The sequence below is a fragment of the Bacillus lumedeiriae genome (assembly GCF_044891285.1).
In the GTDB taxonomy this organism is placed as follows: Bacteria; Bacillota; Bacilli; order Bacillales; family Domibacillaceae; genus Pseudobacillus; species Pseudobacillus lumedeiriae.
Genome location: NZ_JAUIYO010000001.1, coordinates 100963 through 127345 on the forward strand (window position 1 = coordinate 100963; position 26383 = coordinate 127345).

The 26383-nt window shown below is 42.6% G+C and carries 26 protein-coding genes; 3 read left to right on the top strand and 23 right to left on the bottom strand.

Going from position 1 to position 26383, the window contains the following annotated elements; translation table 11 throughout:
* Window positions 1–35: 35 nt before the first annotated feature.
* Window positions 36–2810, top strand: coding sequence for a transglycosylase domain-containing protein (locus QYG89_RS00540; RefSeq protein WP_404313681.1), 2775 nt, complete (start codon window positions 36–38; stop codon window positions 2808–2810).
* A gap of 117 nt (window positions 2811–2927) precedes the next feature.
* On the opposite strand, the gene QYG89_RS00545 is transcribed toward QYG89_RS00540, so the two are convergent.
* The 11 genes from QYG89_RS00545 to panB all read right to left on the bottom strand — a co-directional run bounded on the left by QYG89_RS00545 (window position 2928) and on the right by panB (window position 13969).
* The gene (locus QYG89_RS00545; RefSeq protein ID WP_404313682.1) at window positions 2928–3413 is read right to left on the bottom strand and encodes a YpoC family protein; all 486 of its coding nucleotides are present in this window, start codon (window positions 3411–3413) and stop codon (window positions 2928–2930) included.
* A complete protein-coding gene (gene nth, locus QYG89_RS00550) occupies window positions 3410–4063 on the bottom strand; it encodes an endonuclease III (RefSeq protein WP_404313683.1) in 654 nt (217 codons plus the stop codon). Before nth ends, QYG89_RS00545 begins: the two co-directional genes overlap by 4 nt.
* A gap of 16 nt (window positions 4064–4079) precedes the next feature.
* A complete protein-coding gene (locus QYG89_RS00555) occupies window positions 4080–4772 on the bottom strand; it encodes a DnaD domain-containing protein (protein WP_404313684.1) in 693 nt (230 codons plus the stop codon).
* 127 nt (window positions 4773–4899) lie between these two features.
* The gene (locus QYG89_RS00560; protein WP_404313685.1) at window positions 4900–6111 is read right to left on the bottom strand and encodes an amino acid--tRNA ligase-related protein; all 1212 of its coding nucleotides are present in this window, start codon (window positions 6109–6111) and stop codon (window positions 4900–4902) included.
* A gap of 276 nt (window positions 6112–6387) precedes the next feature.
* Window positions 6388–7587, bottom strand: coding sequence for a pyridoxal phosphate-dependent aminotransferase (locus QYG89_RS00565; RefSeq protein WP_404313686.1), 1200 nt, complete (start codon window positions 7585–7587; stop codon window positions 6388–6390).
* Between the two features lie 38 nt (window positions 7588–7625).
* On the bottom strand, window positions 7626–7796 hold the full coding sequence (locus QYG89_RS00570) for a YpmA family protein (RefSeq protein WP_404313687.1): 171 nt from the start codon (window positions 7794–7796) through the stop codon (window positions 7626–7628).
* Window positions 7797–7878: 82 nt separating this feature from the next.
* Window positions 7879–8685, bottom strand: coding sequence for a ComEC/Rec2 family competence protein (locus tag QYG89_RS00575; RefSeq protein WP_404313688.1), 807 nt, complete (start codon window positions 8683–8685; stop codon window positions 7879–7881).
* Window positions 8686–8757: 72 nt separating this feature from the next.
* Window positions 8758–11565, bottom strand: a complete 2808-nt coding sequence (dinG, locus tag QYG89_RS00580; RefSeq protein ID WP_404313689.1) for an ATP-dependent DNA helicase DinG — start codon at window positions 11563–11565, stop codon at window positions 8758–8760.
* A 320-nt stretch (window positions 11566–11885) separates the two neighbouring features.
* Window positions 11886–12269, bottom strand: a complete 384-nt coding sequence (gene panD, locus QYG89_RS00585; protein WP_404314555.1) for an aspartate 1-decarboxylase — start codon at window positions 12267–12269, stop codon at window positions 11886–11888.
* Window positions 12270–12275: 6 nt separating this feature from the next.
* Complete coding sequence (panC, locus tag QYG89_RS00590; protein ID WP_404313690.1) at window positions 12276–13133, bottom strand: pantoate--beta-alanine ligase; 858 nt, start codon at window positions 13131–13133, stop codon at window positions 12276–12278.
* Complete coding sequence (panB, locus tag QYG89_RS00595; RefSeq protein ID WP_404313691.1) at window positions 13130–13969, bottom strand: 3-methyl-2-oxobutanoate hydroxymethyltransferase; 840 nt, start codon at window positions 13967–13969, stop codon at window positions 13130–13132. The genes panC and panB overlap by 4 nt, the downstream gene beginning before the upstream one ends.
* 303 nt (window positions 13970–14272) lie before the next feature.
* Between panB and QYG89_RS00600 the strand changes: the two genes are divergently transcribed.
* Window positions 14273–15352 (top strand): PQQ-dependent sugar dehydrogenase, encoded by a 1080-nt coding sequence (locus QYG89_RS00600; protein ID WP_404313692.1) that lies wholly within the window; start codon window positions 14273–14275, stop codon window positions 15350–15352.
* Window positions 15353–15575: 223 nt separating this feature from the next.
* Here the strand turns inward: QYG89_RS00600 and QYG89_RS00605 are convergent, their stop codons facing one another.
* The 6 genes from QYG89_RS00605 to QYG89_RS00630 are packed head-to-tail and all read right to left on the bottom strand — an operon-like array spanning window position 15576 to window position 20744.
* Window positions 15576–16562: a biotin--[acetyl-CoA-carboxylase] ligase gene (locus QYG89_RS00605; protein WP_404313693.1), complete on the bottom strand. Its 987-nt coding sequence runs from the start codon at window positions 16560–16562 to the stop codon at window positions 15576–15578.
* A complete protein-coding gene (locus QYG89_RS00610; protein WP_404313694.1) occupies window positions 16547–17740 on the bottom strand; it encodes a CCA tRNA nucleotidyltransferase in 1194 nt (397 codons plus the stop codon). The genes QYG89_RS00605 and QYG89_RS00610 overlap by 16 nt, the downstream gene beginning before the upstream one ends.
* Window positions 17733–18884, bottom strand: a complete 1152-nt coding sequence (gene bshA / locus QYG89_RS00615; RefSeq protein WP_404313695.1) for an N-acetyl-alpha-D-glucosaminyl L-malate synthase BshA — start codon at window positions 18882–18884, stop codon at window positions 17733–17735. Before bshA ends, QYG89_RS00610 begins: the two co-directional genes overlap by 8 nt.
* Window positions 18881–19597, bottom strand: a complete 717-nt coding sequence (bshB1, locus tag QYG89_RS00620; RefSeq protein WP_404313696.1) for a bacillithiol biosynthesis deacetylase BshB1 — start codon at window positions 19595–19597, stop codon at window positions 18881–18883. Before bshB1 ends, bshA begins: the two co-directional genes overlap by 4 nt.
* A 13-nt stretch (window positions 19598–19610) precedes the next feature.
* Window positions 19611–20411, bottom strand: coding sequence for a 4-hydroxy-tetrahydrodipicolinate reductase (dapB, locus tag QYG89_RS00625; protein WP_404313697.1), 801 nt, complete (start codon window positions 20409–20411; stop codon window positions 19611–19613).
* A 3-nt stretch (window positions 20412–20414) separates the two neighbouring features.
* Window positions 20415–20744 carry a nucleotide pyrophosphohydrolase gene (locus QYG89_RS00630; protein WP_404313698.1) on the bottom strand — a complete coding sequence of 110 codons (330 nt, stop codon included), beginning with the start codon at window positions 20742–20744 and terminating at the stop codon, window positions 20415–20417.
* Window positions 20745–20926: 182 nt separating this feature from the next.
* Between QYG89_RS00630 and QYG89_RS00635 the strand changes: the two genes are divergently transcribed.
* The gene (locus QYG89_RS00635) at window positions 20927–21799 is read left to right on the top strand and encodes a YitT family protein (RefSeq protein WP_404313699.1); all 873 of its coding nucleotides are present in this window, start codon (window positions 20927–20929) and stop codon (window positions 21797–21799) included.
* 83 nt (window positions 21800–21882) lie between these two features.
* Here QYG89_RS00635 and QYG89_RS00640 read toward each other — a convergent pair whose 3' ends face one another.
* The 6 genes from QYG89_RS00640 to QYG89_RS00665 all read right to left on the bottom strand — a co-directional run bounded on the left by QYG89_RS00640 (window position 21883) and on the right by QYG89_RS00665 (window position 26242).
* The gene (locus QYG89_RS00640) at window positions 21883–22563 is read right to left on the bottom strand and encodes a zinc metallopeptidase (protein ID WP_404313700.1); all 681 of its coding nucleotides are present in this window, start codon (window positions 22561–22563) and stop codon (window positions 21883–21885) included.
* Window positions 22564–22633: 70 nt separating this feature from the next.
* Window positions 22634–23425 (bottom strand): sporulation protein YpjB, encoded by a 792-nt coding sequence (locus tag QYG89_RS00645; RefSeq protein WP_404313701.1) that lies wholly within the window; start codon window positions 23423–23425, stop codon window positions 22634–22636.
* 80 nt (window positions 23426–23505) lie between these two features.
* Entirely contained in the window at window positions 23506–24117 is a 612-nt protein-coding gene (locus tag QYG89_RS00650; RefSeq protein ID WP_404313702.1) for a DUF1405 domain-containing protein, read from the bottom strand.
* Between the two features lie 107 nt (window positions 24118–24224).
* Window positions 24225–24998: a menaquinol-cytochrome c reductase cytochrome b/c subunit gene (locus QYG89_RS00655; RefSeq protein ID WP_404313703.1), complete on the bottom strand. Its 774-nt coding sequence runs from the start codon at window positions 24996–24998 to the stop codon at window positions 24225–24227.
* Window positions 24999–25049: 51 nt separating this feature from the next.
* Window positions 25050–25724 (bottom strand): menaquinol-cytochrome c reductase cytochrome b subunit, encoded by a 675-nt coding sequence (qcrB, locus tag QYG89_RS00660; protein WP_404313704.1) that lies wholly within the window; start codon window positions 25722–25724, stop codon window positions 25050–25052.
* 14 nt (window positions 25725–25738) lie between these two features.
* Entirely contained in the window at window positions 25739–26242 is a 504-nt protein-coding gene (locus QYG89_RS00665; protein ID WP_404313705.1) for a ubiquinol-cytochrome c reductase iron-sulfur subunit, read from the bottom strand.
* Window positions 26243–26383: the final 141 nt, after the last annotated feature.

Sequence of the window (26383 nt, forward strand, 5' to 3'; positions counted from 1 at the left end):
TTTTTATTTTCATCGAAAGCGAGGATATTGGACAAATGTCTGATCAGTATAATTCACGTATAGAAAGAAGAAAGCAGAAGAACAAGCGCACCGCTAAGCAAGAAGCGCCAACGGCAAAAAATTCAAAAAAAAGAACAGCGTCCCTAGCTAAAAAAATATTTTTTACCCTTGCCGCCTTATTTCTTTTATCAATGGCAGCAGGCGCTGGCACATTTGCCCTGATGGTGAAGGACACCCCCAAGCTTGATCAAGCACTGCTTCGCGATCCGATATCGTCAAAAATTTACGATATGAATGGCGATTTCATTACATCTGTAGGCTCAGCCAAGCGGGATTACGTCAAATATGAAGATATTCCCCAGTTAGTGAGAGATGCCATCCTTGCTACGGAAGATGCTCGCTTTTTCCAACACCATGGAATCGACATCATCCGTATCGGAGGAGCAGCTATTAAGAACGTAACGGAAGGCTTTGGTTCAGAGGGAGCGAGTACAATTACACAGCAAGTAGTGAAAATGTCCTTCTTATCCCCTGATAAAACGTTAAAAAGAAAAGCACAGGAAGCATGGCTTGCTTACCAGCTTGATAAAGAGTATTCCAAAGAAGAAATTTTTGAAATGTACGTCAACAAAGTGTATATGTCAGATGGTATCCACGGTATTAAAGAAGCGGCTAATCATTATTTTGATAAAGACCTCGATGAATTGACGCTTCCTGAAGCAGCTGTCATTGCCGGTATGCCGCAAAGTCCAAATAACTATAATCCGTTCGATCATCCAGATCGTGCGGAAAAACGCCGCAATATCGTTCTGTCTTTAATGGAACAGCATCAAAAAATTTCTGCTGCAGACATGGAAGCAGCGAAACAAACATCGATTAAAGAACAAGTGGCTAAGAAGAAACCTGATGCCGGAAATGTAAAGAAGTTCAATTCGTATATCGATATGGTTGTGGAAGAAGTACAGTCAATGGGGGAATATAATCCCTATTCTGACGGTCTAAAAATCTATACAACACTTGATCCAAAAGCACAAACATATATGGAAAAACTGTTGAATACAGATGAGATCATTCACTATCCGAGCGAAAAATTCCAAGCTGGTATTTCTTTGATTGATACGAAGACTGGAGAAGTAAGGGCAATCGGCGGCGGACGGAACCAAGAAGTGGAACGCGGCTTTAACTATGCAGTGGACTTGAAACAGCGTCAGCCTGGATCAGTTATTAAACCCCTTATCGATTATGGACCGGCCATCGAATATTTGAAATGGTCGACCTATCAGCAGCTGGATGACCGGCCATATTCCTACTCGAATGGTGCGCCGATCCGAAATGCAGGCGGCTCTTATATGGGCCCGATCACTTTAAGAACAGCACTAGTACACTCGCGTAACATTCCGGCACTGCAAACGTATCAAAAAGTTGGACATGAAAAAGCAAACGAATTTTTAAACAATGTTGGTATTCATATTCCAGAGCATCAATCAGAAAATGAATCTAACTCTATCGGAGCAATGGGCGGTATTTCTCCGCTTGATTTATCTGGTGCGTATGCTGCTTTTGGTAATGGCGGAACGTATAACAAGCCGCATACCGTAAAGAAAATTGTCTTATCAGATGGTGAAACAGAAGTAAAGAATGACATCAAACCTCAAAAAGCAATGAGTGATTATACTGCCTATATGATCACTGATGTATTGAAAGATGTTGTCAAAGAAGGAACCGGACGAAGAGCTAACATTCCAGGCCTTCCTGTTGCAGGTAAGACAGGGACAACGAACTACACAGCCAAGGAAAAAAGAGATTGGAACATCTCCTCATCAGCTGCCCCGGATTCATGGTTCGTTGGCTATACAACGAACTATACGGCAGCTATTTGGACAGGATATGAAAAGAAAAGCGATTATTTATCCAAAAACAGCCAAAATATTTCTAAAGAACTGTTTAAGAATCTAATGGAAGAAGTTTCATCTGATAAAGAAACGAAAAACTTCAAAAAACCAAACAGTGTTGTTGAATTACCAATTAAAAAAGGAACAAATCCAGCTCAAATTGCCGGAGCGGGCACACCTAGCAGCGAAAAGGTATATGAACTCTTTATTAGAGGAGAAGAGCCAAAAAAAGTATTTAATGATTTCAAAGAAAAAGAGAAAGATGAAGAGAAGGAAAAAGAGAAAGAAGGAAAAATTGAAAACTTAACAGCTTCCTATGATGCAGCTTCTCAAAGTATTTCAGTATCCTGGTCATTCGGAGGCAAAGGTTCACCAAGCTTTACTGTTTCCTCATCTACCGGAGAATCACAGTCAACAGGCGGAAACTCAGCGGTCTTCGGCAACGCCCAGCCAGGACAGTCGTATAGTTACACTGTAACTGTCACAGTCGATGGCGAAACACTCGATACCGCATCGACTTCGATCACTGTTCCGGGAGAAGAAGAGCCTCCACAAGATGATAGTACCGACGTCTTACCACCGGAACAGCCTGGGGACAATGGTAACAACAATGGCGGAAATAACGGCAACGGTAACAACGATAATAACAATGGCGGAAATAACGGCAACGGTAACAACGATAATAACAATGGCGGAAATAACGGCAACGGTAACAACAATAATAACAATGGCGGAAATAACGGCAACGGTAACAACAATAATAACAATGGCGGAAATAACGGCAATGACAGCAACAATGGTAACAATGGCGGAAATAACAATGCGCCGCCAACCACTACACCACCAACTGCACCGCCTGAAACAGGAGGAACACTTACCCCTTCCCCTGGCAATACACAACAAGATTCAGATATGTAGTTCTTCCTTCCTCTATTACTCAACAATAGAGGAAACATACACATAAATAAAAAAGCAGGATGGCGAATGAAGCGCCATCCTGCTTTTTTATTAGCTAAAAACGTTCTATAACAAAGCCTATTTTTTTACCACACGATACCTCGCTATCTTCTTGACCTGTTCCGTCATTAGTTCACAGAGTTGTATGTATGCCTGATAAGAATAAGGCCGCCGCAGAATAAATTCAATCCGCTCCTTCATATTTACCGGTTTGATCTCAAGGAAGCTTATTTTTTGCTGCCAGCCATTTAATTGAACAGGCAGACTATTTGACCAAAACAGTTCCATAAAAAACAAGGCAATGGCTGCTTTCATTTCCTCCTGAATGGTTTGATCACGCTTTTCGAATTTTTGTTGTAGTGTCATTTTCAGCTCATGCCATTCGGCTTCAATCATAGACAATCCCTTTTCCTCACTAAGCCACGGTTGTTCCTGTCCTAACATTTCATAAATAAAAAATGGATAGGCCCCTATGGAAACCTCAGCTGGCAGCCTTACTTCTTCTCCTGTAAAAAACAACGCGTGCCTTAATTCATGTGGAATGGTAATGAACTGCTTCTTCACCCCACGTTCCTCTTCATCCGTTTTTTCCCTTCACGACATAAGTCGAGCAACGGACAGATGTCACATTGAGGAGATTGCGCCTTGCAATGGTATCGCCCGAAAAAAATGAGGCGATGATGAGTAACTGACCATTCTTCCTTTGGAATTTTTCGCATAAGCGTCTCTTCTACCCCTGTGACAGTGTCTTTCCAGCGGCAAAAACCGAGCCGTTTACTTACTCTCTCTACGTGCGTATCAACAGCAATCGCAGGCACACCGAAAGCAACAGAAGCGACTACATTCGCTGTCTTGCGGCCAACACCCGGAAGCTTAACGAGTTCATCCTGTGTTCTAGGTACTTCGCCATTCATTTCCTCTAAGAGCATCCGGCTTAACTTTTGAATGTTCTTAGCTTTATTACGAAATAAACCAATCGAACGAATATCCTCTTGAAGTTCTTCGAGAGGAACAGACAAGTAATCTTCTGGCGTTTTATATTTTTTAAATAAATCCTTTGTCACTTTATTCACTAGCGCGTCTGTACATTGAGCTGACAATGCCACTGCAATAACTAATTCAAATGGGTTATCATGGTTCAATTCACAATGAGCATCTGGAAACATCTCAGCCATCGTGTCGAGACAATAGCGTATTTGTGTTTTATTCAGCATGATTCTTTCTCTCCTTTTACTGTTCAAGCCAGTTATAAAAAGGAACGGCTTTTTTAGATCGCTGCACTTGATCAGAGGAGGGTTGTTGATGCTGCCTGAAACGCTGACCATATTCCCTCGCTTGCTCCAGCGTTTCAATTCCTTGCTTTTTCCATTCGAAAAGAATTCGATCAATATAGCGGAAATTCAGTTTTCCGGAAATAACAGCTTCCCTCAGGGCAGCTTTAATAATAACAGCATCATGATGATCTTGATCAATCCAAATAGCCAGCGTTTCGCATTCAAGCGGCGACAGCGGCCGGCCAAATTCTTGTTCGAAACAAGTATATAAATTTTGCTCCTCGTTCATCGCTTGATGAAGAGTAGACTGTCTAGACTGCTGAATCATAAAATTCGCCAACTTTTCCCAAAGAGGTTTTAACGAATAACGTTCAAAACCTAGCGCATCCCCTTGTTCGATTGCAATGACTTGCTGTTGTATGAGCTTTTGTACTAGAGTTGAACACTCTTCAGTAGAAATGGTCATAGAAGCGGACAGTTCCTCGAATGTCGGGAAATGCCGGCCTTTCTGTTTACATGCAAAAATCTGCAGAAGCAAGACAAGTTCAGCTTCCGACAACTTCAATCTACTATAATGAGCCAGCAGCACTTGCGGCACACTGACCATTCCTTCATCCATCCAGTGCATTAATAAATCTTTTTGTTCCATCGCAGACACCTCGTTCCTAGTATATCATGATGCCATTTTAAAAATGAGAATTGACAACTAAGAAATTATTATTCAGGAAACATGAACGCTTCATTCAGTTAAAAAACAAATGGTCAGCGCCCCAAATTTAACGTTTCAGTTTCCCAACTCTACACTGGGAGGAAGCAGGTAGATGATGTATGACCTGCGGGAAAGGAATCATTTCATGAATGCGCTCTACTCCACTAATCCAAGCAATCATCTGTTCAAGGGAGAGTTCAATACTTACATATGGGAAAGGGCTATTCTTCCTCCATTGGGGACCCCATATGTCATTTTCTTGGACAATGGCCTGTTCCTTCATCCGTTTCGAATCGGCCATCATTTCGCCAGATCTTTCAGGTGCAATGAGTACAGCACATAATACGATTTTCTCACGACTTTCACCCAGCGGTATATAACATGATTTCATCAAAGCAGGGTAATCCGTAATAAACATCGGATACCCGTAGCGTTCTGCGATCGCTGTTTTATGAGAAGCATCGAAATGATCTCCCCATTTCATATGATGAAATCCATTCTTGTGTAAAAATTCGAGAGCTTGATCATACGTAATTCTCGGAAACGGGGCTTGAACGTTCTCAAGCTTTAGTGTATCCCGTCCGAGCCGGTCCAACTCTAATTGGCAGTTCTTTAGTACCGAGCGGATGATATGAATGACGTATTCTTCTTGTACCTTCAGATGATCTTCAAAATAAGAGCAAGCTGTCGTCGGCTCAATCATCCAGCATTCAATTAGATGACGTCCCGCATGTAATTTGTCTGACCGGACATCCTGCTTAAAGGAAAACATCATTCCAGCTGACGCTGCTTCCGGTGCATTACGCATGACAACCGATTGATCTTCTTGAACAAACCCCTGTTGTTTAAAAAAAGCTGTCGTCGACCGGATGATCTCATTGCGAATTTTCATGACTGCATGCTGGCGGCGGGATCGGAACCATAGGTGGTGGTGATCCGCTTCCGATTCGATGCCGTACGTATTTGATACCTCTAGGGGATCCATCAACACAGAAACAATTTCTAGATTGGTTATGATCAATTCACATCCAATCAGGGAGTTGTGATCTTCTTGAACCATTCCGGTAACGTACACAGAAGATCCTTTGACAGCAGATTTTGCTTTTTTAAACAAATCTTCTCCGACATCACTTTTTACGACTATCCCTTGAATAAAGCCTGTTCCATCGCGGAATTGCAAAAAAGCCCTATTGCCGCTGGAACGTCTATTTACCAGCCATGCTCCAATGGTCACTTCTTGTCCAACGAATTGACCTGCTTCTGCTATCACCGTTTTCATCTAAGCGGCCCCCTTCCGTCCAGTCATTACTCGCCTATTTGTTCATATTATAGCTGGCTTTCTTTATGAAATTCAAGAAGTGGACATCCTCCCTTTATTTCCCATAAAAAAGAGAGCCTGACCCAAATTCAAAGTTTCAGACCTCACAACATCAATGTACTTATGTATTTGAAGGATAGACATCCACTATATACAGTACATTAAAAGTAAGGCCAGACCTTTTTTGAGCCAGACTCTTCTATTTCTTTCTCTCGTATAATGTTTTATTCTATAGAATTATTTCTTAGCTGCCGCATGACTGTTAACATACTCTGCAATACGGTCAACCGCCTTTTCAAGCAAGTCAAGAGAAGTCGCGTAAGATAGACGGATATTATCTGGGGAACCGAAACCGCTTCCTGGAATAACCGCTACTTTTGCTTCCTCGAGAAGTGCTTTTACAAAACCATCTACATCACTGAACCCTGTCAATGCTGCCGCTTCTTTCACATTCGGGAACAAATAGAAAGCTCCCTGCGGTTTTAAGCAGCTGACACCTGGAATCTCATTCAGCTTACGATGAATAATATTTAAACGCTCTGCAAATGCTTTTTTCATTTCTTCTACTGGTTCTTGCGTTCCCTCATACGCTGCAATCGTACCGTATTGGGATACGGCTGTTGGATTAGATGTCGAATGACTTGCAAGATCGGTCATCGCTGTAATCACTTGTTCATTACCAGCAGCATAGCCAATACGCCATCCTGTCATCGAATGAGATTTTGACACACCGTTAATAATGATTGTCTGTTCTTTTAAAGCAGGCGAAATCTCTGCAATAGATACGTGCTTATTCTCACCATAAACAAGCTTTTCATAAATTTCATCTGAAACGATCCAAATGTTATGTTTCAACGCCACTTCTCCAAGTGCCTGCAATTCTTCTTTCGAATAAAGCATACCTGTAGGATTACTTGGCGAGTTAATAATGACGGCTTTTGTTTTCGCTGTAATAGCGGATTCAAGCTGCTCTGGTGTAATTTTGAAGTTATTTCCTTCTTTACCATCAATGTATACCGGTGTACCATCAGCTAATTTGACTTGCTCTGGATAACTTACCCAGTATGGAGTCGGGATGATGACTTCATCTCCTTCATCCAAAATGACTTGAAACAACGTATATAGAGCATGTTTTGCTCCGACAGTCACAATGATCTCGCTGCGTTTGTATGAAATACCTTGATCTTTCTCAAACTTGCCGATGATCGCATCTTTTAATTCTGGCAGACCTCCGGACGGCGTATATTTTGTCTGTCCTTTTTTCAATGATTCATAGGCAGCTTCAATGATATGTGCTGGCGTATTAAAATCAGGCTCTCCTGCTCCAAGACCAATAACATCGATGCCTTGTGCCTTCATTTCTTTTGCTTTAGCTGTAATAGCAAGTGTTGTAGAAGGAGTTAATGCTTTAACTCGTTGAGCTAATTGAACGTTCACGGGGAATACCTCCACTATTCTTTTCTTTTTCATCATAACTATGTACGGTAAATAGTAAAAACAGCTTTATCTTTGTCTTTTTTATCGAGTGCCAGACCAAACATGAGATCTTCCCGCTTTAACGTGCGGTTCAATATATCGACCACTTTATACAAGTCAGGCTGGTTCTTGATGGTGACAGTGGATAAAACTTCAATTTTACTTTCCATTTGAATGCCTCCATTCTTTTATATTATAGCAGGAAATCATCGAAGGTCATTAATAAATTTTTCGAAAAAATTAGAATCCCCTCTATTTCAAATAGGGTACAGAAAAGATTTCGTAGCCTTCTTTCGTAAATTTAATGGTGAATAATCCATGCTGTTCAGTATAGTAAATATCAATCCACATTTGATGGAGCATTTCCATTAACTCTCCGTCTGGATGTCGTTTTTTTTGCTTAAATAAGACAGCCGTTTGCGGATCGATGTGCGTCAATAAACTGTAAGATATGCTTCCCCGTTTTCCAAACATAGGGATCTTCACAATGTTGCTGTCTTTGAGAGAATGAGTGAACATTTTCTTTTCAGCTGATGGGGAAGCTGACGACATCCATAAAAATCGAGAATCATAATGTTTAATGGAGAAATCAAGCCCTTCTCCTTTTTTCAATCCACTATAAAGAACAACTAAGTGAACCCCGGGTCCCAGCTTCCGCAAGTCCCCCTCTTTCCACTCTTCATATATGAGACCGTCCTCCTGAAAGGTTCCCTGCATCGGCAGGCCAGAGATTACTTTTTTCAGCTTCCGCTTTTTTACTAATTGATGGATAATGGGCTCTTGCCAATATTTTTTTTCCGTAATAATGAGACCGTCCAATGTACGAATCTGAAATTGATTCATGTATCGAAAGATTTCCGCTCCGGTGCCCTTATAGCCCGTGTTAATTAAGTAATGGCGTCCGTCCGCCGTATGCAAAATGGCTGCTTCTCCATCAGTCAGCGGCAAAAATGAAAGAGCAAATTCATCTGCTTTCAAATTCAAATGGACGACGGATGCATCCGCATACATAGGAAAAATGAACAATAGACAAATAATAACAGCTATAATCTTCCTCATAACGGCCGCTCCTTTCGCTACCGTTAGAGTATGTCATTCATCTCAAAAATAAACGCGGGCACCGTCCGGAAATCACAGCCAGTCTTCAATCATCTCAACCGTTTCACTAAGCGATGCTTCCTTTACAGGAATGTCGGGGATCGAACGCAAAAAGGTTTTTCCATACGTATTCGTTTGTATACGCCGGTCAAATACGATAATGATCCCTCTGTCTGTACTGCTCCTAATTAATCGTCCAAAACCCTGCTTGAAGCGCAAAACAGCCTGCGGAAGAGAATACGCTGAAAAAGCGTTTTTTCCTATTTGAGTAAGCTGTTCATTTTTCGCCTGCGTAAACGGCTCGTCCGGCGGCGAAAAAGGCAGACGGACGATGACGAGACAAGACAAGTCTTTTCCAGGAATATCGATGCCTTCCCAAAAACTATTCGTACCAAATAGAATCGCCTTATCAAACCTTTGGAAATTCCTTGTCAGCCGGGCTCTGCTCCCGTTCGTAATACCTTGTGCTAACAAAATATAGTCATCGATCAGCCCGCTGTCTTTCATCAAATCGTGAGTTCTCTTCATCATATCGAACGAAGTGAATAAAACGAGCATTCTGCCTTTTGCTGCTTCAGCGACGGCAGTTAAATGATTAGCCAGTGCTTCAATGTACTCCTCGTGATATACACTTTTTACGTTAGGTACATCGTTAGGAATGATCATCCGGCAATTTTTCTGAAAGTCAAAAGGAGACGATAAGATCACTTCATTATGATCGAATGAGGACAATCCTGACTCTGCAGCGAAAAACTGAAAGGAGCCGTTCACTGTTAACGTTGCTGAAGTGAAAATTACATGTTTCTTTTCAAGAATAGCTTCTTGAATCATCTTTGCCACTTCCATCGGATGAGATTTAAGGACAAATGTGTTAGAAAGGGAACGGCTGTCTCCCTCCATCCAAATGACCTCATCCTCTTCTGGACGAAAAATGATTTTTTCCAGTGCCAGCTGAAAGTCTTGCCATTCTTCAATCATTTCTTGGAAATCATCCATTTTCATCTGTTCTGATGCTGTCATTTGTTCACGAAATTCAGTGATTTTCTTCAGCCGCTGCTTCATCCAGACGACGAGTTCTCCTATTAACAGATCAATTCTTTCCGCTCCATATTCTACGTGATCCCAATAAGTAAGTTGTCTTGATTCGGAAGTTAATCGCAGCTGGCGCCGATGCCAACTGCTTCCAGCCCTTTTTTTCGTATGATGGTCAAAGTACATCTGCAGCACTTTAAACCATTCGTCACTTTCAAACTGGAGTTCTTGAAGCTTTCGATTAATGGAGATCCGTTCATCTTCCTGTTCCGATAAACAGTACTTCACGAATAACTGTTCAATTTGATAAAACAGTTCCTTTTGTTCATACGTACCGACTTTGCCGAATAATTGTTTACACCCCGTCTGATCAATGGATACACCAAGGCGATCTCGTGCCGCCCGCTCGAAATGATGGGCTTCATCAATAATGACATGCGTATAGGGGGGGAACACAGATTTTTTTGCTGCCAAGTCTGCTACAAGCAGCGAATGATTCGTAATTACAATGTCTGCTTCCTTTGCCTGCTTTTTCGCGTGTAAGTAAAAATCTTTATCCAGCCACGCTTTGCGGCCTTTATTCATGTAATCTCCGTCTTGTTTAATTTCGTTCCAAAAAAGTTCACCGCCGGAGGACAAATTAATTTCGTCCACATCTCCTATTTCTGTCTCAAGCAGCCAAGTAAGAATCTGCATTTTAGCAAGAACAAAGTCATAATTATCACTTGTTTCTTTCAAACTTTGAGTAAATTTATACAAATCGATATAGTGGCTTCTTCCTTTTAACACAGCTGCCATAATCTGAAATGGCAATACTTTTTGCAGTTGACGGATCTCCTTCTGCAATAGCTGCTGCTGGAGAATCACGGTATACGTACTCACAATAACGGGTTCTTTTTCTTGTTTGCTTCGGTAGACAGCCGGCAGCAAATAGCCGAGTGATTTCCCTGTACCTGTTCCTGCTTCTACCGCCAAATGTTTAGAGATCTGCAGGGATTCATAAACAAGATTCATCATATCCATTTGGCTATTTCGAAGTTCAAACTGGGGCACAGCGGAGAGTAAAGCTGCCTTCTCTTCCTTTGTTTCCGGGTAAGCTAAGGAAGCTTTTTCGACGAACCTCCGCTCAATCTTCTTTTTGCGAAGAGCAAGCCCTCTATATACTTCTATCTGCTCCGGCAGCTGTTCGATATTGCGCTGTTTCGTCTCAATGATGGCCTTCATTAATAAATAAATATCGCTTTTTAACCGCCGGGCAAGCTGTTCTAGTTTTTCCAGTGTCACCATAGGAAGGCTTTCGAGCTTCTCTATCATCATTAAGAGCATTTCTGCTGTGACATAAGCATCGCTGTCCGCCTGATGCGGCCGATCGTGGATTAAACCGAGGTTACCGGTTAACTCTCCCAATTTATAGCTGTCTGACATCGGCCAGACAATTCTAGCCAGCTCTACCGTGTCAATCGTTGCACCTGAAAAGGAGGAGTATCCCGCCCTTTCAAGCTCCGCCTGAAGAAATTGAAGATCAAAAGCGACATTGTGGGCAACAAAAACAGCATCGTCTAATAGGGGAAGAATATCTTTCGCTGCTTCATGAAAAAGCGGAGCATCTTTCACCATCTCATCCGAAATCCCCGTCAGCTCCTCAATAAACATAGGAATAGGCATCTGCGGGTTAAAAAAAGAAGTATACTGTCCGGTAATTTGTTTATTTTCAATAACGACAAAGGAGGCCTGGATAATGCGGTCATTCCCTTTCGACGCATGGCCGGTCGTTTCAAGGTCAGTGACGACAAATTTTGGATACGTCATAGCGGCTTAACACACCTTTTTTAAATAAAATCTCCTTATTTAGTGTAACATATAAAATTGAGAAAGAGCCAGAATGTACATTGTAGAATAAGGCCGTCCTAAAAAGCCGTCTTCATATTTTATTCGATCATCCATCCCTTTGTATGGTTCTTTAAATTTATCCGTTGATTTCCTTTCCACAAACGTTGAAGCAAGAAGAGGAACGTCTCTCATGTTCACTGAAATGATCCAACAATATCTAATAAGTTTAATCTAAAAAAGACCGACCCTAAAAAGTCGTTTTTAACGACCTTTTGGGTCAGCCCCATTCTTTCTACCTTTTAAATAATCGTACCAGCAATCTCCTCATGAAGAAGCTGTTCAATTTCATTATTCTCACCGGCAACGACCACTTTCGGCTGGTGATCTTTCACTTTCTCTTCAGCGACCATTACATAAGAGATAATAATCACTTTATCGCCCGGCTGGACAAGTCTCGCTGCTGCTCCATTTAAGCAAACAACGCCGCTTCCTCGTTCACCAGGGATAACATACGTTTCTAAACGGGCGCCGTTATTGTTATTGACAATTTGCACTTTCTCATTCACAGTCATTCCCGCTGCATCGATTAAATCCTGATCAATGGTAATGCTGCCTACATAATTTAAGTTGGCTTCTGTTACAGTGGCCCGGTGGATTTTTCCATTCATCATCGTACGAAACATCTTCATTCATCTCCCCTCGTTTACATTAAAAATGATGTTATCGATTAAGCGCGCTTTTGAATAATTGACGGCTGCGGCAAGAACCATCTTTCCTTGTACTTGTTCTAAAGGCTCTAATTCAGGATAGGAAAGCAATTCGACATAATCAACGGCTGCTCCGGCATGTTCCTGCAAGTAGGAGATGGTCCGTTCGATCACTTTCTCTGTGCTTTTTTCCCCCTGCACAGCGCTTTGAACACCTAGCTGCAGCGCTTTCTGCAAATAAGGGGCCTGAATACGTTCCTCTTCAGTTAAGTAGACGTTACGGGAGCTTTTTGCCAGCCCATCCTCCTCTCTAATCGTTTCAACACCAATGATTTCTACGGGGAAGTTCAATGAATTAACCAGCCCGTCAATCACAGCAAATTGCTGAGCATCTTTTAAGCCGAAATAGGCTTTGTCCGGTTGAGCTAAATGAAACAGCTTGGTTACGACCGTCACAACTCCATCAAAGTGGCCAGGACGTTTCACACCACACATCTTATCTGTTCTTGCTGCGACAGTCATTGTCACGACCGAAGGGGCCGGATACATTTCTTCTACTTCAGGAACAAAAAGACAGTCCACCCCTGCTGCTGCTGCTAATTTCGTATCTCTTTCCACATCACGCGGATAACGTTCAAAGTCTTCATTCGGGCCAAACTGCAGCGGATTAACAAAAATACTCATAATTACAGCGTCGTTATCTTTCCGTGCTTTTTCAGCTAAAGCGAGATGGCCTTCATGCAGAAAACCCATTGTCGGTACAAGACCGATTTGATGCCCTGCGTTTTTCTCTGCCCGCACAAAATCTTTTAGTTCTGCCACTGTTTTGACTACTTTCATGAACGTAACCCTCCATATAACGCTTCTACTTCTTCTTCTGTCATCTTGAATGAATGTTCCTCTGCCGGAAATGCCCCGCTTTTTACCTCTGTTACATAAGCGGAAACTGCCGGTGTAATCACACGGTTTACATTGCCATATGATTTAACAAATTTTGGCGTGCGATTCACACCATATTGAACAAGATCATGATACACAAGCACTTGTCCATCCGTTTCTTTGCCTGCGCCTATTCCGATCACCGGAATCGAAAGTGCAGCCGTCACCTCGGCGGCAATTTGATAAGGAACACACTCAAGCACGATCATGAAGGCACCCGCATTCTCTAATTCCTTCGCCTCTTCTATCAATTTCCTAGCCGCTTCTGCCGTTTTCCCTTGCACTTTATAGCCTCCGAGAACACCGACTGACTGTGGTGTCAGCCCTAAGTGAGCGACCGTCGGTACACCGGCACGTGTCAGCTCCCGAACTGCTTCCACCGTTCCTTCTCCACCCTCAAGCTTCACAGCATGCGCACCCGCTTCTTGCATAAGCTTTCTAGCAGCCCGCATCGTCTCTTCTCTGCTAATATGATGAGTCATAAAAGGAAGGTCTGTAACGATAAATGTCTCTTTTGCGCCTCGCTTAACTGCTTTCGTATGATGAATCATATCATCGAGTGTAACGGGAACGGTCGATTCATAACCAAGAACGACCATTCCTAGAGAATCACCTACTAAGATAATATCCGCTCCGCCTTCTTCTGATAATTTAGCAGATGGATAGTCGTAAGCTGTGATCATGGCAATTTTTTCGCCGTCTTTTTTCATTTTGATAAAATCACTCGTTTGCTTCATCTACGCTTCCTCCTTTTTCATTCAGAGGAGACGAAACAATCATAAAATAAAAAGGGTCCTTCAGACACAGAAGGACCCGAATAATTGTATTCGTTGTTTCGACCCTCTGTCCCTGTCCTTTACGGATCAAGGCAGAATTTTCGCTTATTTAACTATTCCTGTGGCTTCACAATAGACGAGTGCAGTTCGATAACGATACTGCCCGCTTTTATTATAGCAATATCTTTTTTTTTTGACTATTGTAAATTTCAACGTTTGGGTATCATGATGAGTAAGATTCATTTGAATTAGGAAGGTGATGACATGAAAAAATGGCTGCTGGCCGCTCTCATTTTACTTTCGGGATGCGCCTCTCCCGAAAAAGGAACAAGTAAAAGTACTGCTTCACAAAACCCCACTGCTGATGCATCAACTGAAACAGAAGTAATCGCAGAAAACCTGCAGGTTCCATGGGATATTACAAAGCTTGATGATACTTTTTTTATTAGCCAGCGTGGAGGAAATATCGTTCATGTGCTTCCCAACGGTAAAAAGGAACTGATGGAGTTGAAACTGAGCCAACCCGTTTTGCACGAAGGTGAAGGAGGTTTATTAGGCTTTGAGCTTGACCCTGGCTTCTCTCAGAATCATCTCGCTTATGTGTACCATACGTATCATGACGGCGAAAGGATATTGAACCGCATCATCCAAATTCAAAAACAGGAAAATCTATGGAAAGAAACAAAGGTACTGTTAGCGGGCATTCCCGGCGGCTTCATTCATAACGGCGGACGGCTCGCCATTGGCCCCGACAGCAAATTGTATGTAACCGCTGGAGATGCTGGTATGAAACAATCTGCACAAAATATACAGACGCTCTCTGGAAAAATTCTGCGGCTTAACCTAGACGGCTCGGTCCCGGAAGACAACCCTTTTGAAGATTCCTACGTTTTTTCGTATGGTCATCGGAATCCGCAAGGGATAGCCTGGAGTGAGAATAGAACGATGTATGCGGCCGAACACGGGCAAAGCGCTCATGATGAAATTAATATTATCACTCCCGGCAAAAATTACGGCTGGCCTGTCATCGAAGGAGGCGAAAAAAAAGCAGGGATGGAAACACCGATGATTCACTCTGGAAATGAAACGTGGGCTCCTTCAGGGATGGCTTATCATGACGGCAAACTTTTTATTGCCACACTTAGAGGGGAAAAACTGCTTGCATTGAATCTAGAGAACAAGGAAATGACGGTCTTTTTTGATCAGGGGGGCCGGCTAAGAGATGTGTATGTAGATAATGACAGTTTATATGTTGTGACGAATAACACCGATGGCCGGGGCACTCCCGCTGAAAATGATGATCGCCTGCTCTATCTTTCCTTATTAAAAAATGGAGATATTTAACCTGCGTGCACATCTTGACCGTTCCCATACACAATCTGGATATAACCGCACATACATTTATAATATTTGCGCATAAGTTCTAGCAGTTTGTTCAAAAACCTGATTATCGTGCATATTCCGTATATAAATCCAAAAATCGCTACACAACGCAGCTTATTCATTTAAACAAGATGGAGGAATCCCAAAGGCTAAACTTTTGAGATTCCTCCATTGTTTATAAGTATCAATGCGTTTTTGGATCGATTTCGATATCCGCTGAGTAAATATCGTGAATGGTCCCTTCCTCATCAAGCAGCTTCAGCACACCTTCTTCCGTAATGCCAAGTGCTTTGCCGCGGATAGCACCGGTAACTGTGCGGGCTGTAATTTGTTTGCCAATAGAAAGGGCATATTTTTCCCAGCGTTTTTTTATATTCGTAAATCCTTCTTTCATATAAACATCATAGTACATTTCAAGATTTTTCAAAATTACCTGAACGAGCTGTGACCGTGAAACGACCTCGCCTTTTTCAATAGCGAGTGAAGTGGCGATCTCTTTCAATTCATCTGGAAATTCTTTCTGGTTGGCGTTCATACCGATTCCGATAATAATCGAATGAATCTGATCAGCATCCGCCTGCAGTTCTGTTAAAATGCCGGTGACTTTTTTTCCGTTTAACAAAATATCGTTCGGCCACTTAATTTCAGGATGAAGCCCGGTCGTTTCCATAATCGCTTCTATAATTGCGACCGCTGTAATAAGGGTAAATTGCGGCGCTTTATAAGGCGGCAGCGACGGTTTTAATATAATACTCATCCAAATGCCGGTGTACTTTGGAGAATACCATTCTCTTGCCATTCGCCCCCGGCCCGCTGTCTGCTCTTCCGCAATAACAACGGTTCCTTCTTTAAAAGCTTCTTGAGCTAATCGGTGAGCTTCTTTTTGAGTAGAATCTGTTGTTTCCAGCGAGACAATTTTCTTGCCGAGCCAGTCCGTCTGCAATCCAATCAAAATCTCATTTTCTGTCACTTTATCCGGCTTTGTTAAAATACGATACCCTTTTTTCCGAACGGCTTCCAGCTCAAATCCTTCTTGTCTTAATGCTTCAATATGCTTCCAGATGGCCGTCCGCGAACAGCCGAGAATTTCCGCAAGCGCCTGTCCGGATACAAATTCTCCATCCGCTTTTGAAAATGCCTCTAATAATTGCTGTTTTACAGAAGATTGCACGCTTCCAGCCACTCCTTTATTTTTTCTGTGCTATTTTCAACTTTCCTTTCAACAACAGCCCGTTCGATCGTCTCAAGATAACTTTTCATCCATGGGCCGCCCCGTTCATTTTTCCACACTTTCAATTCTTTTCCCGTAACGGCAAGTTCTTTGCGATCTTTTATCGGCAGATCTGCATACCGCTTTTCAAGAGGACCTATGTGAGCGGAGCGCCCGGCAAGAAGGGCGCTTACCGCCTCCACATCTGCTGCCCGCTCCACTCCTGCTTCATACAATGAAAAAACAGGCCACTCATCTTTTCCACGCTGCAAAAACCACTCATAAGTCCCGGTTAGATATTTGATGGTTTTAGCCGGCATTCGCCACGCTTTTAGCCACTGATCTGCGGCAGCAGGCGTAAGAAGGACGAGCAGAAAAAGCCACTTTTGCTGAAGCGTTAAGCGGCTAAGATCATATGAAAGCATCTTCGTCAATACGTCCTCTTCCCCATCCAGCCCGGGCAGAAAAGGGGCTAAGCCTCCCTCAAGGAGCACCCGCAAGCCGGCTCTCGTTTCCTTTCCAGCCAATAATTTATTCATTTCCATTAATTTTCGTTCGACAGCAATATGTTTCAATAAATGTGCACAGCGTTTTAATGCCTGTTTCGTTTCCATCTCCACGTGAAAACCGAGCTGACTGGCAAACCTTGCCGCCCGCATCATTCGCAGCGCATCCTCCGAAAATCGTTCCTCCGCGCAGCCGACCGTTTTTATTTGCTGAGATTGCAGAGCTTCCTTGCCGTCGAAAGGATCAATAATGGCTCCGTGCCGATCCATGGCCATCGCGTTGATCGTAAAATCCCTTCTTTGCAGATCTTCTTCAAGCGTTCGAACGAAAGATACTGTTTCCGGCCGGCGGAAATCCTTATAATCGGTTTCTGTTCGAAAAGTCGTCACTTCGTAGCCGCCCCCGTGCCAAAGAACGAGTACTGTGCCATGTTCGATGCCCACATCTACTGTTTTTGGAAAAACAGCCTTTACTTCCTCCGGCAAAGCAGAAGTAGCGATATCCACATCTCCAATCGGCCTGTTCAACAAAAAGTCTCTCACTGCGCCGCCGACATAATAGGCTGTAAACCCTTCTTCCTCAAGTCTTGCCAATATCGGTGAGGCTTGTTCAAACATTAGCCGATTACTCACGCTCGACACCTTCTTGTTCAGTCAGCAGAGCAAAATATAACTGTTCATACTGCTGAATGATCCCTTCTGAATGAAAGCGGGTTTGCACGGTTTGAACCGCCTGTTCACTTACTTTCGCATAAACGGCTTCATCATTCAGGAGCAGGAAAGCTTGCTTTGCCATCGATTCGATATCTCCTACTTCAGAAATAAACCCGTTTCTTCCATTTTCAATGATTTCTGGAATCCCTCCAACGTTCGTGCCAATACAAGGAACACCGCAAGCCATCGCTTCAAGAAGGACGAGACCGAAGCTCTCCTTTTCAGACAACAACAGCACGAGATCGCTAATGGCATACAATTCTTCCAAGTTATCCTGCTTGCCAAGAAACAAGACGCAATTCTCTAAATTCAGCTCTGCAACAAGCTGGCAGACGACGGTCATTTCTGGACCGTCCCCGACAAGAAGTAATTTTGCAGGCATCTTTTCTCGCAGCCGCTTGAAAACGCGAATGACATCCGGGACTCTTTTAACACTGCGAAAATTGGATACGTGCATAATTACTTTTTCTTCGGGGGCAATGCCAAACTCATTGCGCAGACGATCATCTGACGGCATTTTCCGGTACACCCGTTCGTCAATAAAATTATAAATAGGATGGATGCTTTTTTCCGGATGAAGCACATCCATCGTCTGTGTAATGAGTGCTTTGGAGACAGCCGTGACAGCATCAGATTCCTCAATGCCAAAACGAATAGCGGCGGTTAGAGAAGGATCATTTCCAAGCACTGTAATATCGGTGCCATGAAGAGTGGTCACAATCTTAATATCGGAACGTGCAATTTGTCTTCCTAAAATCGCACAGACAGCATGTGGGATCGCATAATGCACATGTAAAATATCAAGCTGCTCCCTTCTAATGATTTCAGCGATTTTATTCGCTAGTGAAATTTCATACGGCGGATGCCGAAAAACGGAATATTGGTTCACGTCTACCTGATGAAAGTAAATATTATGATACATCCGATTCAGCCTAAATGGCCGATCCGTTGTAATAAAATGAATGTCATGCCCTTTTTCTGCAAGCAGCTTTCCGAGTTCCGCTGCTACTACACCGGATCCGCCGACAGTAGGGTAGCATACGATGCCTATCTTTAATTTCATTCTTTATCCCCTATCAAATCATGTTCTATCAGCAAAGGCACTGTCGTCAGGAAACCTTCCGCAAATGTCTGACCGACTTCTTTACCCATCATTCGGTCCCTTGCTTCAACTGCCTCTATGTATCCGCTCGTTAAAGGAGTGACTACTGAATCCGCTCCCATTTCAAATTGACTCCTATATGCTTGCAAACTTTGTTTTTTTGTATGCATAAAGTCACTCGTATCGACACAAAAGTCAGGAGAGTGGAAGCCATTAATCATATAAAAATACAGACGATCCGCTTTATGGGCATTGTCTTTTCCATTCGTTTCATACTTTCTAATGCCCGCAGAGAAAAAAGCTTCTTGTACAATACGGGAACAGGCACCGTGATCTGGATGCCGGTCTTTCTCGTAAGGAGCAAAAATAACTTTCGGCTGATAGAGGCGAATGATCTCTGCTACGGATCGAATCGATTCCTGTGTTAAAAACAAGCCTCGGTCAGGCAAATCAAGCGTCACTCTTTCTTGAACACCTAACAGATCCGCCGCCTTTTGTGCTTCTTCTGTCCTCGAAGCCACCGTGCCGTTCGATGACAGCTCTGCTTTCGTTAAATCGCAAAAAACAATTGTTTGACCAGCAGCGGCATATTTAGCCGCTGTGCCGCCCATGCCGATTTCAATATCATCCGCATGGGCACCGAAAGCAAGGATATCTGCTTTAATCCCTTTCATAAGCCCCTCCTTGTTAGTCTAAAATATTTTCCATTCCGTAGATAAGCGTCTCTACTTTCATAACTGTTTCTACACATACTTTTACTCCAGACATAAAAGAAGCTCGATTGTATGAATCGTGGCGAATCGTTAATGTCTGTCCGTCCGCTCCAAACATTACTTGCTGGTGAGCAATTAATCCTGGCAGACGTACACTGTGAATATGCATTCCTTCCATTTCTGCCCCGCGTGCACCTTTCATCGTTTCTTTTTCTTCTGGATGTCCCTGCTGCTTTGCCTCTCTTACCCCAGCAATCATTTGAGCTGTTTTGACAGCTGTACCGGATGGTGCATCTAATTTTTTATCGTGATGAAGCTCAATGATCTCCACATCTTGAAAATACTTTGCCGCCATTTCAGAAAACTTCATCATAAGCACAGCTCCAACAGCAAAGTTCGGCGCAATGATGCAGCCGAGACGTTTTTCTTCAGCCAGCTCCTTCAATTCTTTCAATTGTTCTTCTGTAAAACCAGTCGTGCCGACAACTGGGCGAATGTTATGTTCCAGTGCCGTTTTCGTATGTATATACCCAGTTTCTGGCGTGGTTAAATCGATCAATACATCTGCTTCAACTTCACTAAAGCATTCATTAATATTTGTAAAAATCGGTACATCTATCCCTGCAAATCCTTCTAATTCACTAAGCATTTGTCCATTATACTTATGATCTAAAACAGCTGCCAGCTGTAAATTCTCCGCTTTTTGCACCATATATACAGCTTCTTTTCCCATTCTTCCACGTGCTCCAGCAATGATTACTTTAATTGTCTCCATTATTTATTCCTCCCCTTTTCGCGTCCAGCGATCCTTATCTCTTGTGTTGAATTTTTCCATAACTTGTTCATGTGCCGCCTGCAAATCAATGTTTAATGAATTAGCCAGACACATAATAACAAATTGCACATCACCAAGCTCTTCCGCAATGGCTTTTTCTTCTTCCGTTGCTTTTTTCGGTTTTTCTCCATAATGATGATTCACTTCTCTAGCAAGTTCCCCCAGCTCTTCTGTCAGCCGAGCCACCATGGCCAGCGGGCTGAAATATCCTTCTTTAAATTGACCAATATAGTCATCTACTTCTTTCTGCATTTCTTTCATCGTTTTATCCATTGTCTTCCTGACTCTCCTCCTCGTTAATTTTATGTTAGCCAATTCTTGACTAGTTGACAATAAATTTATCATTCCGTTATGTATTGAGTCTTTGACATTCCTTATTGTAGGATGTCCTACAGTTATATATAATGACAGGTATCAACATTTGTCTCAACATTTAACATAAAGGTGGTTAACAGATGCTATTGGGTATGAAACTGAAAAACATTTTCTTTATCCTGCTTGGAAGTGCAATTTATAGTTTCGGGCTTGTTCATTTCAATATGGAAAATAAGCTCGCAGAAGGTGGATTTACCGGGATCACCTTACTGCTGTACAACCTATTTAAATTTGATCCTTCTTATTCCAATTTAATTCTCAACGTCCCCCTGTTCTTTATCGGCTGGAAACTGCTCGGCAGAATGGCGTTTTTTTACACGGTGATCGGTACAGTCAGTGTCTCTGTTTTTCTTTGGATTTTTCAACGTAAGCAGCTGCCTATTCCGCTTCATGAAGATTTATTTCTCGCTGCCTTATTTGCCGGCGTATTTGCCGGTGTGGGACTCGGTATTATCTTCCGCTATGGCGGTACGACAGGCGGGGTAGATATTATCGCCCGGCTCGTTCATAAGTACCGCAGTGTCAGTATGGGAAAGACGATGTTTTTATTTGATGCCGTCGTTATTACAGCGTCTGTATTAACATACTTAAATTACCGCGAAGCCATGTACACACTCGTCGCCGTGTTTGTAGGGGCTAAAGTTATTGATTTTATGCAGGAAGGCGCCTATGCGGCGAGAGGTGCTATGATTATTTCCAATTATCCAGAGGAAATTGCTGAGAAAATTAATAAACAGATGGAACGAGGCGTCACAGTCTTAAAAGGGCATGGTTCATTTACGAAAGAAAACAAGGAAGTGCTGTATTGCGTGGTCGGTAAAAATGAAATTGTCCGCCTTAAAAACATTATTAATTCGATTGATCCACATGCCTTTGTTTCTGTCACTGTCGTTCACGACGTACTCGGGGAAGGGTTCACGCTTGATGAAAACAAGCGGCCCATTGAGGTTTAAAGAAAATACCATAAGTGGATGTGGTCCATAAACTAAAGGAGGCTGACTCGAAATGAGTCAGCCTCCTTTTCCTCATGATTCAATTAGTCGTCACTGTTTTGCATCCCAGTAAACATAAGTACTAACCGAGCCAATTCAAGTACAGCTACTGCTGCTGCAGCCACATATGTCATAGCAGCGGCATTTAACACTTTACGCGCTTCCCGCTCCTCATCGTTACGAATAACCCCTGATGAAACGATTTGGTCCATCGCACGTGAAGAAGCGTTAAATTCGACAGGCAATGTCACTACTTGAAACAAAACAGCTGCCGCCATTAAAATAATGCCGAGCATAAACGCTCCTGTCATAGATGTGAATATTCCAATCATAATGAAAATCCATGATAAGTTTGAACCGATGTTCGCTACAGGTACAAGTGCATGCCGGAAGCGAAGAAAGGCATACCCTTCTTTATCTTGAATCGCATGACCTACCTCATGGGCTGCCACAGCAGCTCCAGCGATCGAATGGCCATGGTAATTGTCCGGAGAAAGATGGACTGTTTTTGTCAGCGGATTGTAGTGATCGCTTAAAAAACCGTGTGTTTCTAAGACTTTGACGTGCGCCAGGCCATTGTCATCTAAAATGCGCCGCGCCGTTTGTGCCCCTGTCACTCCAGTAGAAACTGATACCTTTGAATATTTTTTGTACGTGCTTTTTACTTTCATCTGTGCCCATATTGGAACGAGAATGAGGATTAGAAAGTAAATCAGGAATCCCATAGTGTGGTGCTACCCCCGTTTATCTTTATATTTAATTACTCCTTTATTTTATCCTTTCCCATATTTTATATCAATCATTCTGCTTTTCTCTCGCATCTTCCTTTTGACCCTTATACTTTCTCCAGCCTACATAGGATAGAGTCGTAATAATAATTCCGCCAGTAATACTAATCACCCATCCAAGAGAAGGCTGAGCAGTCTCTTCTTTATCCATTTCTTTAAACACGGTCTCTACTTCTTTCTGGAGCTGACTAACCTCAGACTGGGCAGATTGATCAATAAAAATCTCTTCCCGATGCTGATCCATATAACGGACCCGCTGATCAAGTGCCTCAACTCTTTTTTTAGAAATATCCATTTTTAGACTCGGCTGAATCATGTAGTAGTTAGCGAGAAACGTATTGAGAGATTCATGAAAACCGGGGGCATCTGCTGCGGCAGAAGATTTTTTTAAAGATTCTAGCGAAGACAGAACAGGCTGTTCTAATTCAATCCATAACGGTTGATAACGAGAAACAACCGCATCTGCTGCCAAGCGAAACGATGTGACCATTTCCAATGTCTCTTTTTCTTTTCCTTCAGGAGATTGAAGGACTTGAAGAGCCTGGCCAAGAGCTGCCGACAAGACTGTCCACTCCTCCATAGAAAGCCCGCTGCTTTCATACTGCATGTGTATTAGTTCAAGCTGAGCAGTTTTCAACTGTGCTTCTGCCCCATCATAACGGCCGGCTTTTGTAAATTCCAGTGCCTGACCGGCGGTTTGATCTAATTTAAGAAGGCGGGTATTGGCATCCTCTGCCTTGCTATGAATGGGAATGATAAATAAGCAACAGACAAGAAACAAATACTTTATTTTTTTCATTTCTCTCCCTCCTCCGCTCCTGCTGTTAATATATGCAGGAACAAAGGAAACGAGAAGAGAAACTTATGAGTCCGTACTCGTCAGCCTTGTCGATCCTCTTTCCATAATGGCCATTTCACAGACTTCTCCCTGACAGTTACGTACCAAGCAAGGAAAATAGATAGAATGCTCAGCCAAAAAGTAAAATAACCAATTTCTTTAATATATAAATCGAGCTGGGCATAAACAGGGTATTGCCCATATACATAGTCGATGATTTCATTATGTAAAGCCCAGAGAGCTGCTGCCGCTAAATGCCATCGTTTGATTCGGTAAAATGGAGAATATAGCATTCCTTGAATGGCCATGCCTAAATGTGAAGCCATCAGCATGTATCCCTCCCAAGGTAAATAACCCGTTACTTTTAATGTCAATAGATTCATCACAACGGCCCAAATTCCATATTTAAACAAAGTAACGATCGCCAATGCCTGAAACAGCCCCCATGATTTTCTCCAAAGAAAGCCAAGTAGCACAATCGTAAAAAATAAACTTGCTGTTGGACTGTCTGGAACAAATGGAAGGAACAACCACTCCGTTCGTGCTAACTGAGGGCCATACCACATGTATCCATAGATTGTACCAATTAGATTAATAACAAATAATGCCAGTAAAACTTTTTTATCCGCTAACAACCAGTATAAATATTGCAAAGTGCACCATCTCGTCTTTCTTCTAAAAGTCTACAAACAATATATACGCCTTTTCATAATCATATACAAAAAAGATGCCCTATTCAAAAACAGGGCATCTTTTTTAATTATTTTGCTTCTAAAGTAGAAATAAATTCGGCCATTTTATCAAGCTCTTCTTCCGTGCCTTTAAATAGACCTGCAGGCATTGCGCCTCTTCCCTCATGAGCAATTTTCTTAATTTCATCAGGTGCTAATCCAGTACCGACAAGAGAAGGTGCTGCTGGACCACCTGTCATGTTTTCACCATGACAGTTAATACAGCCGTTTTTCTGATCGGCATAGATTTTGTAACCTTCTGCATTTTGATCAATTTCCGCTTCTTCAACGATCTGACCTTGTGCTTTTGCAGCTTCCCAGTCATGATTAACAACAGATTCCCATGTTAAGAAAACAGTTGCAGCTAAAGCAAGAAGCATGAATCCTGTTGCAAACGGACGCTTGATCGGTCTGCGTTCTGGTCCACGATCAATGAATGGAGCAAGCAAAAGTCCTCCAAAGGCCAAGCCCGGAATAATAAAGGCTCCAATCACGTTGTAAGGTCCAGAAGCGTACGTGTATTTCAATAACTGGTAAAGAAATAAGAAATACCAGTCTGGAAGTGGAATATAACCTGTATCTGTTGGGTCCGCGACACGCTCAAGCGGAGATGGGTGCGCTACTGTTAAACATAAATATCCAATTAAGAAAACGGCACCGACCATCCACTCTTTTAATAAAAAGTTCGGCCAAAAGGCTTCTGTTTTTCCCGGATATTCCGAATAATCTTTTGGAATATTCGGCTTGCGTTCTGCCGGGACACGCGAATCGCCAACGAATTTCATTCCTTTTCCGCGATGCATAGCGTTCCCCTCCTTTTAAAAAGATGTGACACATTCATTTAAAATTTCATTTTACAATGGTCCGGAAATACCTTGTTTACGAATCATAATAAAGTGAGCTCCCATTAAACCAAGCAGGGCTGCTGGCAGGAAGAACACGTGAATCGCAAAGAAACGAGTAAGAGTCTGTGCTCCGACGATATCTGGGTGACCAGCAAGTAAGGTCTTTACTTGTTCCCCGATAAACGGAGTAGAAGCCGCAATTTCAATTCCTACTTTCGTTGCGAATAGCGCTTTCATATCCCATGGCAATAAATAACCAGTGAATCCAAGGCCGAGCATGACGAAGAAAATCAAAACGCCGACTACCCAGTTCAATTCACGAGGCTTCTTATAAGCTCCTTGGAAAAACACACGCAGAGTATGTAAGAATATCATAACGATAACTAAGCTTGCACCCCAGTGGTGCATCCCACGTACAATCATTCCAAATGCTACTTCATTTTGAAGATAATATACGGATTCCCATGCATTTTTAATGTCAGGTACGTAATACATTGTCAAAAACATCCCTGATAAAATCTGGATCACCGTTACAAAAAATGTTAACCCGCCGAAACAGTAAACGAACGCCGAGAAGTGATGGGCCGGGTTTACGTGTTCAGGCACTTCATGATCAGCAATATCCCGCCACAAAGGCGTAATATCTAAACGCTCATCCACCCAATCATAAATTTTGTTTAGCATAGGTTACGCCTCCTTTACGCAATAGTTTGTGGCTCTGGCTTACCGAGCTGCAGAAAACCGTCTTTTACCTTTATCGGATACTTATCAAGCGGTCTTGTCGGTGGTGTACCCGGAATGTTCTTGCCATTTTTCTCATACAATCCGTTATGGCATGGACAGAAGAACTTGCTTTTGTGACCGCTGCCTTCCCAGTCAACCGTACAGCCTAAATGTTTACAAACAGGTGAAAGAGCGACAATATCGCCTTTTTCATCTTTGTAAACCCAAGCCGTTTGTGTAACGTCAGATGTGTACCATGCATCTTTTTGTTCGTAAGAGAAGTCTACACGAGTTGGTGTTGTCGTCAATTCATCCACTTTTTGCTTCGTTGTATGGTATTCTCCCTTTGCACCATGTGCCAGAACCGGGTCAAGTGCAAATCGAACCATTGGCATCAGCATGCCAGCTGCCATAAAGCCGCCAACACCTGTCAGTGTATAGTTAAGAAATTGACGTCTTGATACAGGTTGTTTACTCATTCTTTTCCCCCCTCTATTATAAGCTGTGTCCGCATCGGACATTATTATAAAAGCGCACAAACATAAACTAGGACATCATTATGATAATCCAAACTCGATAACAGGTCAATATCACAACAGTTTAAATTGTGTCAAAGTATG